Raw genomic sequence first — 8,561 nt, forward strand, 5'->3', positions numbered from 1 at the left:
TCAACTCTCCAAAGGAATTAAAATTTTAAAATTTGTTGTACTGGGTTTCGAGGCGACCTCGATTAAACCCTGGTGCTGACCAATAACAGATTGGGCAATCGATAGTCCCAACCCAGACCCTTCCGCACGACCGGTCACCATCGGATAGAACACGGAATCTAAAAGATCCTTTGGTATGCCCGGACCGTTATCGATAATCTCTACGCAGCAGACCAGTCGATGCTGCTCTGCGCCCAGCGTAATTCGTCTGAGCGCTCGTGTTTTCATACGGATTTGCGGAGCGGCTGTTTCAGACTCTTTCAGGGCCTGCATCGCATTTCTGCAGATGTTTAAAACCGCTTGGATCAACTGTTCACTGTCGCCGTTAAACTCCGGCAGACTTGGGTCGTAGTCACGAACCAACTGAATCTCTTGCTCGCTTTCAACTTCAATCAGAGCACGCACACGCTCGAGCACCTCGTGAATGTTCACCGGGTGTATGTTGGGCTTCTTGTAAGGCCCCATCAGACGATCCACCAGATTTCTTAACCGATCCGCTTCATCGATGATAATTCCGGTGAACTCTTTAAGCCCCTCATCATCCAGCTCGCGCTCTAGCAACTGTGCAGAGCCGCGAATCCCGCCCAACGGGTTCTTGATCTCATGTGCCAAGCCACGCACAAGCACTTTGGCGGTGGCATGTCGATTCAACATCTCCTCTTCACGCTCAATTCGAACCAGGCGATCACGTGGGTGCAACTCCATCAGTAGAAACCCATTCGGTAACCTTGAGATGGTGTAATCCGTCATCAACTCGTTACCACCAAAGGTAATCAGAGCGGCTTCGCGTTTACTGACATGCTGTCCCGTCGCAGAGACACTCTCTAATAGCTTGAGCTCCTCTTCGGAACCAATAAAGAGATACTCGATGTGTGAATTTTTTAAGCGTTTAAAGCTACCCTCTAACAGAACCTCAGCGGCCGGATTCATATACTTCAACTCGAACTTCTGCCCCAGTACCAATACAGCCGTATTGAGGTTTTCAAGAATCAATTTGTACTGTTGCGATCCGAACATTAGGTATTCCCAAGGGTTTTGATGACTTAACAGCTCTACTCTAGCGTTAAGCCTTAATAGCTCTACTTAATAAGCAAAAAGGTTGCCAACTCAGCGAAACCCAGTAACCACGGGCTTTTGAGTTTTAGCATGCACAATAGAATGGCATATATGAAGATATTATGCACCATTTTGGTGCGAGGTGTTTTGTGCGCATCCATGCGCCTGCAGGATACCGTTCGTCCTGAACATAAAAAACCCGGCAGGTGCCGGGTTTTTTGAATCGATAAGATCTTAAACTGAGTAGTAAAGATCGTATTCGATTGGGTGAGTTGTCTGGCTCACTTGAGCACACTCTTCACGCTTAAGTTCGATGTAAGCGTTTAGCATGTCTTCAGTGAATACGCCGCCGCGAGTTAGGAACTCGTGATCAGCTTCTAGAGCGTCCAGAGCTTCTTCTAGTGAAGAACAAACCTGTGGGATCTGAGCAGCTTCTTCAGCTGGTAGATCGTAAAGGTCTTTGTCTGCTGCATCGCCAGGGTGGATCTTGTTCTGGATACCGTCAAGACCCGCCATCATTAGCGCAGAGAACGCTAGGTATGGGTTAGCGATTGGATCAGGGAAGCGTGTCTCGATACGACGGCCTTTAGGGCTAGTTACGTATGGGATACGGATAGAAGCTGAACGGTTACGAGCTGAGTAAGCTAGCATAACTGGTGCTTCGAAGCCTGGAACAAGACGCTTGTACGAGTTAGTACCTGGGTTACATAGAGCGTTAAGCGCTTTAGCGTGCTTGATGATACCGCCGATGTAGTAAAGAGCTTCTTCAGATAGGCCCGCGTATGCGTCGCCAGCGAAGATGTTAACACCGCCTTTAGATAGAGACTGGTGAACGTGCATACCAGAGCCGTTGTCACCAACGATTGGCTTAGGCATGAACGTAGCTGTTTTACCGTAAGCGTGAGCAACGTTGTGAACTGCGTACTTAAGAATCTGAACTTCGTCAGCTTTCTTAACAAGGGTGTTACCTGCCACACCGATTTCACACTGACCAGCAGTTGCTACTTCGTGGTGGTGTACTTCTACGTGCAGACCCATCGCTGTCATCGCGTCACACATTGCAGCACGAAGATCGTGTAGAGAGTCTACTGGTGGTACTGGGAAGTAACCGCCTTTAACGCGTGGACGGTGACCTGTGTTACCGCCTTCGAATTTGCTGTTAGAAGACCATGCAGCTTCTTCAGAAGATACAGTGTAGCCACAACCAGACATGTCAGAGTGGAAGTGAACTTCGTCAAATACGAAGAACTCTGGCTCTGGACCGAACATAGCGCTGTCAGCGATACCTGTTGATTTCAGGTACTCTTCTGCACGCTTAGCAACAGAACGTGGATCACGCTCGTAACCAAGACCTGTAGCAGGCTCAACGATGTCACAACGGATGATGACTGTTGCATCTTCAGAGAATGGATCAACGATAGATGAAGAGTCATCTGGACGAAGGATCATGTCAGAGTCGTTAATACCCTTCCAACCTTGGATAGATGAGCCATCAAACATTTTGCCGTCTTCGAAGAAGTCGTCACCCATTTCGTGAACTGGGATAGTTACGTGCTGCTCTTTACCTTTAGAGTCTGTAAAGCGAAGGTCGATCCACTTCGCGTCAGTTTCTTTGATCAGATTTAGTGTCTGTTCAGACATTATGGCTCTCTCCATTATCAGATATTGCCAGACTAGTAGCCTTGGGTTTAAGCCTGCACCATGCAAGCTCAGTCTTCCTAACGAGCTAGCAAACAGTATGCCAACTCGAAAAAAGTCTTTATTTACGGTGATTTACCGCATCAGCAACGAATCACCAATGACAATAAACGCACCAATTTGATGCACACCTAAAACATACGCACCACAATGGTGCTTTAAACTATTACTAGTCTGTCGATGTGTGCCAATATGATACTCCAGCCAAAAAATTTTGCACTAGATTCGCTTCTAACAATTGTTCATATGGTCCAAATTTATTGGCTATTAATTCGCCTTGATCACGCTCGACGCGTATAATCCGCGCATCTTTAATTAATGAGACTCACCTCGTGATCGAAAATCTTCGCAATATCGCCATCATCGCACACGTCGACCATGGCAAAACCACCCTAGTTGATAAACTTCTAGAGCAGTCAGGTACCCTTGGCCGTCGTGATGAAGGCGCTGAGCGCGTCATGGACTCAAACGACCAAGAGAAAGAGCGTGGCATCACCATCCTTGCCAAAAACACCGCCATCACTTGGAACGACTACCGCATCAACATCGTCGATACTCCTGGGCACGCCGATTTCGGTGGTGAGGTAGAGCGTGTTATGTCGATGGTTGACTCGGTCCTTCTGCTTGTTGATGCAGTTGATGGTCCAATGCCACAAACACGCTTCGTTACTCAGAAAGCCTTTGCACGCGGCCTTAAGCCAATCGTTGTTATCAACAAAATCGACCGTCCTGGTGCACGTCCAGATTGGGTTATGGATCAGGTTTTCGAACTGTTCGACAACCTAGGCGCTACCGATGAGCAGTTGGACTTCCCGATTGTCTACGCCTCAGCGATCAACGGTATTGCGGGTGATGATCACGAAGCTATGGCTGACGATATGACGCCTCTATTTGAAGCGATCATCAAGCACGTTGATGCGCCTCACGTCGATACAGAAGGTCCATTCCAGATGCAGGTCTCTGCGTTGGACTACAACAGCTTTGTCGGTGTTATCGGTGTGGGTCGTATCTCACGCGGTAAGATCTCTACCAACACGCCTGTTAAAGTCATCGATTCACACGCAAAAATGCGTTCAGGTCGTATCCTTAAGATCATGGGCTACCACGGTCTTGATCGTGTCGATGTCGACAGTGCACAAGCAGGTGACATTGTCTGTATTACCGGTCTAGACGAACTCAACATCTCAGATACGCTGTGTCACCCAGATGTTGTTGAAGCACTACCAGCACTCTCTGTCGATGAGCCAACCGTCTCTATGACATTCCAGGTCAACGACTCTCCGTTTGCCGGTAAAGAGGGCAAATTCGTTACCAGCCGTAACATCAAAGAGCGTCTAGAGCGCGAATTGATTCACAACGTAGCACTGCGTGTAGAGCCGGGTGATAGCCCTGAGAAATTCCGTGTATCAGGTCGTGGTGAACTTCACCTATCGGTACTGATTGAGACCATGCGCCGTGAAGGCTTCGAACTTGGCATCAGCCGTCCTGAAGTAATTCAGAAAGAGGTAGATGGCGAAATCCACGAACCTTACGAGATCGTTATGATCGACGTTGAAGAGCAGCACCAGGGCTCGATCATCGAAGAGCTAGGCATGCGTCGCGGTGACATGACGAATATGGAAGTTGACGGCAAAGGCCGCTGTCGCCTGACCTTTATGATCCCTTCTCGCGGTTTGATCGGCTTCCGTAGCCAATTCCTAACCATGACGTCTGGTACTGGTATCATGAACTCAATCTTTGACCACTACGGTGTGGTGAAAGAGGGTGAGACGGTGACTCGTAACAACGGCGTACTGGTTTCGATGGTTAACGGTAAAGTACTGGGCTACGCACTCTTCTCTCTTCAGGAGCGCGGTCGCCTCATGATCGGTCCAAACATTGAAGTGTACGAAGGCATGGTCATTGGTATCCATAGCCGCTCGAATGACCTAACGGTTAACCCAACCAAAGGTAAGCAGCTAACCAACGTCCGAGCCTCAGGTACTGATGAGAACATCGTGCTAACGCCACCTATCCGCTTTACTCTAGAGCAGGCTCTAGACTTCATTGAAGATGATGAGTTGGTTGAAGTAACACCTGAGAACATCCGTATTCGTAAGAAGTTCTTGAAAGAGCATGAGCGTAAACGCGCTAAGCGTTAATTAATTTGCAATAAATGCAAAACATAAAACGGTGCCAATGCAAATTGAGCACCGTTTTTTTATATTCAAACGAAATAAACGGAGTAAACTAAAGTCCAAGAAATCTTGAAGTGACAAACTAGGAACCACCTAATGACCAACAGCATTTTTTACCGGGTCAGCCCTATTCTTTTTTCAATTATTGGTATGGCGCTTAGCCACAACCTATTCTTTATCATCCTCCCTTTAAGAATGCAGTCGGCGGGCATTGAGTCTTCACAAGTCGGTATTGCTATGGGTATGTTTGCCGCCGGCTCTATCCTGGCAGGGATGTTTGGCGCCAAAGTCGTCAACCGCGTCGGTCATATCCGCGCCTTTGCAACAATGGCTGCAACACTGTCGATCGTCTCAATACTGCACACACTTCTTGAATCGTTCATCATCACTTCCCTGTTAAGGGTCGTTGCAGGCTTCTGCTTCATCACCAGTTTTATTACTCTGGAGAGCTGGCTTAATGTCACCAGTGATAGCAGCAACCGCGGTAAACTGTTCAGTGTCTACCAGATATTCTTTGCTGTCGGATTCGGTTCAGCACCTTTTGTGATGAACATTTTCGAAGAGAGTGATTTTAGACTGTTCGGTATTATCAGCGCCGTATTAGCGATCGCTCTGATTATTATGTCGATGTCACGCATGCCAGCACCCGAGCTACCTGGCCGAAGCCGCCCAATGTCATTTGGGCAACTATGGAAGGTCTCTCCATCAGGTACTCTATCTTGCCTGGTGGCCGGTTCTATTGGCTCCGCAAGCGTATCACTGATCGCTCTATACGCTTACGATCGAGGCTTTAGCGGCACACTACTATCAATCATTTTAGGCTCCTATTTGCTTGGGGGCCTCATGACACAATACCCAACTGGCTGGTTTGCGGATCGTTTCGATAAACGTACGGTGGGCGCTGTATTAATGATGATTGGTGTCGGTGCAAATGCCGTCATCATTATCGATTTTTACAGCGCTCTACCCACCTGGTTCGTCACCTTCTTCTTCCTACTGTCAGGGGGCGCTGGGGCCGCTATTTTCCCGCTAGCTGTGACACAGGTGTTCGACCACATCGACAGTAAAGAGGCGATGCCTGCAACCAGTATGATGCAAATTCTATTAGGCGTCGGTGGTGTCGTCGGCCCTATCGTGGCGGGCGCTATGATGGAGTGGTTTAGCTCTGTTTGGCTCTACTTCTACGTCATTTCACTGCATCTACTGCTGATGCTCTTCTTATTAGTGCGTAAGCTCTTCTTGCGAACCGAACGTCTAGAACCCGCTCAGCCCTACCAGTTCACAACCAACCCTGCATCCGTGCCTCCTCTTGAGGAGTACGTGGCTGCAGAGATTGCAGAGCCGGCGCTTAAACTGTTGATTGAGGCACTCAAACAGAACCCGAAAGATCCTCAGCACCTAATAAAAACTGCACTGGAATCTGCTCACCTAAAAGCAGAAGAGGTAGCATTACAGATGGTATTAAAGCTGCCCAAACGAGCGGGTGAGTTAACCGAACACTTAGTCACAATCTATCCAGAGAATCGACTAAAGGTAGCTAAGTCATTGACCGACTTCTTTGATCTGCATAAAACCCGTATCAATTACGCCATTGTGGGAGGGCTTAAAACGGATGCGAGCCCACAGGAGATATTTGAGATCGATCGATTAATTGAGCTGCGTAAGAAACGCCTAGAAGATGCGGGGTTACCAGTAGAATGAGAACACTCTACCCAGAAATAAGTGCCTACCACAGCGAGCAACTGGATGTAGGCAAAGGGCACAGCCTCTTTTTAGAGCTTTCAGGCAACCCCAATGGCGAGCCTATTCTGTTCGTCCACGGCGGGCCAGGCGGTGGTTGTTCGCCCGAGCATCGACGCTTTTTTAACCCAGAACATTACAAAATCATTCTATTTGATCAACGCGGCTGTGGGCGCTCGACGCCGCATGGCAGTTTAGAAAACAACACAACGGAACACTTAATCGCTGATATTGAAAAGATTCGTACCCATCTCGGCCTAGATAAGTGGGCACTATTTGGCGGTAGTTGGGGTTCTACGTTAAGCCTTGCCTACGCACAATCTCACCCAGAGCGAGTCAATGCACTGTTTCTAAGAGGTATATTCCTCTGTCGACCTAGAGATATTCAGTGGTTTTACCAAGAGGGAGCAAGCTATGTATTCCCTGACCATTGGGAATCATTTATAGCACCGATACCGGCCGATCAGAGAAACGACATGGTCAGCAGCTACTATAAAGTTCTGACCAGTGATAATGAACTAGAGCGTATGGCAGCAGCAAAGGCTTGGTCTATTTGGGAGGGACGCTGCTCCACATTAGATCCTAACCCTAGTTTGGTTGACCACTTTGGTGATCCTCATGTCGCATTAGCCATGGCGCGTATCGAAGCACACTATTTTGCCAACAACTCTTTTATGTCTGAAAACCAACTGCTCAATCACTGTGATCGCATCAAAAAGATACCGACCTGGATTGTTCATGGCCGATATGACATGGTTTGCCCTATTGAGCAGGCACACCTATTGGCTAAAGAACTGCCTCAAGCAAACTTTGATATCGTTCGTGATGCCGGACACTCAGCCTTTGAGCCGGGCATTACAGACCGTTTAATCCATGCCACCGATCAGTATCTGGAGTTAACCAGCTAATGAAAGGACTTATTCAACGAGTCAGCAGTGCTAGCGTTGTAGTAGACGGCAACTGCGTCGGTGAAATAGATCATGGGATACTTCTTTTACTCGGTGTAGAGAAAGAGGATGACCGATCAAAAGCCGATAAACTACTCGACAAGGTGATCAACTACCGCATCTTTAGCGATGAATCGGACAAGATGAACCTTAGCCTTAAAGATATCGAAGGCGAGTTACTGGTGGTCTCTCAATTTACTCTGGTAGCCGAAACCTCCAAGGGCAAACGACCGGGATTTTCAAAAGGGGCCTCACCAGCACTGGGTGAAGAGCTCTACAACTACTTCGTAGAAGCCGCTAACAAAACGGGGCTTAAAGTTGCGACCGGGAAGTTTGGTGCTGATATGAAAGTGTCACTGACCAATGATGGGCCGGTTACGTTTTGGTTGGAGAGTTAGGAGCCGTTGGAGCGGTCTTGCGAAGGCCGCGATGAATTTAGCAGAGATGTATTACGAAGTCCGACTGTAGGAGCGAACTGCCGCAAAGCGGCAAACCGCGATCACCGCGAAGCGGTGTATCAGTGATTATGGACTGGTGCCGGGTTTATCTGACGGAGTGCCGGTGACTGGCCTTCAGCCTGTCATCCGCCGTTGACGTTGGCAGAGATCTTTTACGAAGTCCGACTGTAGGAGCGAACTGCCGCGTAGCGGCAGACTGCGATCACCGCGAAGCGGTGTATCAATGATTATGGACTGGTGCCGGATTTATCTAACGGAGTGCCGGTGACTGGCCTTCAGCCTGTCATCCGCTATTGACGTCGGCAGAGATCTTTTTTAAAACCGTTGGAGCGGTCTTGCAAAGGCCGCGATGGATTTGGCAGAGATCCTTTACGAAGCTCTCAATGACCTACAATAGGTGCCGAGCGTTGCTCGTCATCGCTTCGCGACGCTTGCAGCGCCTCAAC

At 48.5% G+C, this 8,561-nt stretch carries 6 protein-coding genes; 4 read left to right on the forward strand and 2 right to left on the reverse strand.

The window, feature by feature from the left end; all coding sequences use genetic code 11:
• Together glnL and glnA are read right to left on the reverse strand one after the other, a co-directional pair.
• Entirely contained in the window at window positions 1-1,056 is a 1,056-nt protein-coding gene (gene glnL, locus XMG59_RS10715; RefSeq protein WP_173482211.1) for a nitrogen regulation protein NR(II), read from the reverse strand.
• Window positions 1,057-1,329: 273 nt separating this feature from the next.
• Window positions 1,330-2,736 (reverse strand): glutamate--ammonia ligase, encoded by a 1,407-nt coding sequence (glnA, locus tag XMG59_RS10720; RefSeq protein ID WP_173482210.1) that lies wholly within the window; start codon window positions 2,734-2,736, stop codon window positions 1,330-1,332.
• A 389-nt stretch (window positions 2,737-3,125) separates the two neighbouring features.
• Here glnA and typA point away from each other — a divergent pair, with 389 nt between their 5' ends.
• From typA to dtd, 4 genes are all read left to right on the forward strand, one after another.
• Window positions 3,126-4,934: a translational GTPase TypA gene (gene typA / locus XMG59_RS10725; protein WP_173482209.1), complete on the forward strand. Its 1,809-nt coding sequence runs from the start codon at window positions 3,126-3,128 to the stop codon at window positions 4,932-4,934.
• A gap of 132 nt (window positions 4,935-5,066) precedes the next feature.
• Window positions 5,067-6,671 (forward strand): MFS transporter, encoded by a 1,605-nt coding sequence (locus tag XMG59_RS10730; RefSeq protein WP_173482208.1) that lies wholly within the window; start codon window positions 5,067-5,069, stop codon window positions 6,669-6,671.
• On the forward strand, window positions 6,668-7,618 hold the full coding sequence (gene pip / locus XMG59_RS10735; protein ID WP_173484510.1) for a prolyl aminopeptidase: 951 nt from the start codon (window positions 6,668-6,670) through the stop codon (window positions 7,616-7,618). Before XMG59_RS10730 ends, pip begins: the two co-directional genes overlap by 4 nt.
• The gene (gene dtd, locus XMG59_RS10740) at window positions 7,618-8,055 is read left to right on the forward strand and encodes a D-aminoacyl-tRNA deacylase (protein WP_173484509.1); all 438 of its coding nucleotides are present in this window, start codon (window positions 7,618-7,620) and stop codon (window positions 8,053-8,055) included. Before pip ends, dtd begins: the two co-directional genes overlap by 1 nt.
• Window positions 8,056-8,561: the final 506 nt, after the last annotated feature.

Origin of the sequence: Marinobacterium sp. xm-g-59 (assembly GCF_013283315.1) — a bacterium.
Classification (GTDB): domain Bacteria; phylum Pseudomonadota; class Gammaproteobacteria; order Pseudomonadales; family Balneatricaceae; genus Marinobacterium_E.

What these genes read in the sequence shown, in the direction of transcription:
- glnL (WP_173482211.1), bottom strand. Translation starts at nt 1,056, where the DNA reads ATGTTCGGATCGCAACAGTACAAATTGATTCTTGAAAACCTCAATACG.
- glnA (WP_173482210.1), bottom strand. Translation starts at nt 2,736, where the DNA reads ATGTCTGAACAGACACTAAATCTGATCAAAGAAACTGACGCGAAGTGG.
- XMG59_RS10730 (WP_173482208.1), top strand. Translation starts at nt 5,067, where the DNA reads ATGACCAACAGCATTTTTTACCGGGTCAGCCCTATTCTTTTTTCAATT.
- pip (WP_173484510.1), top strand. Translation starts at nt 6,668, where the DNA reads ATGAGAACACTCTACCCAGAAATAAGTGCCTACCACAGCGAGCAACTG.
- dtd (WP_173484509.1), top strand. Translation starts at nt 7,618, where the DNA reads ATGAAAGGACTTATTCAACGAGTCAGCAGTGCTAGCGTTGTAGTAGAC.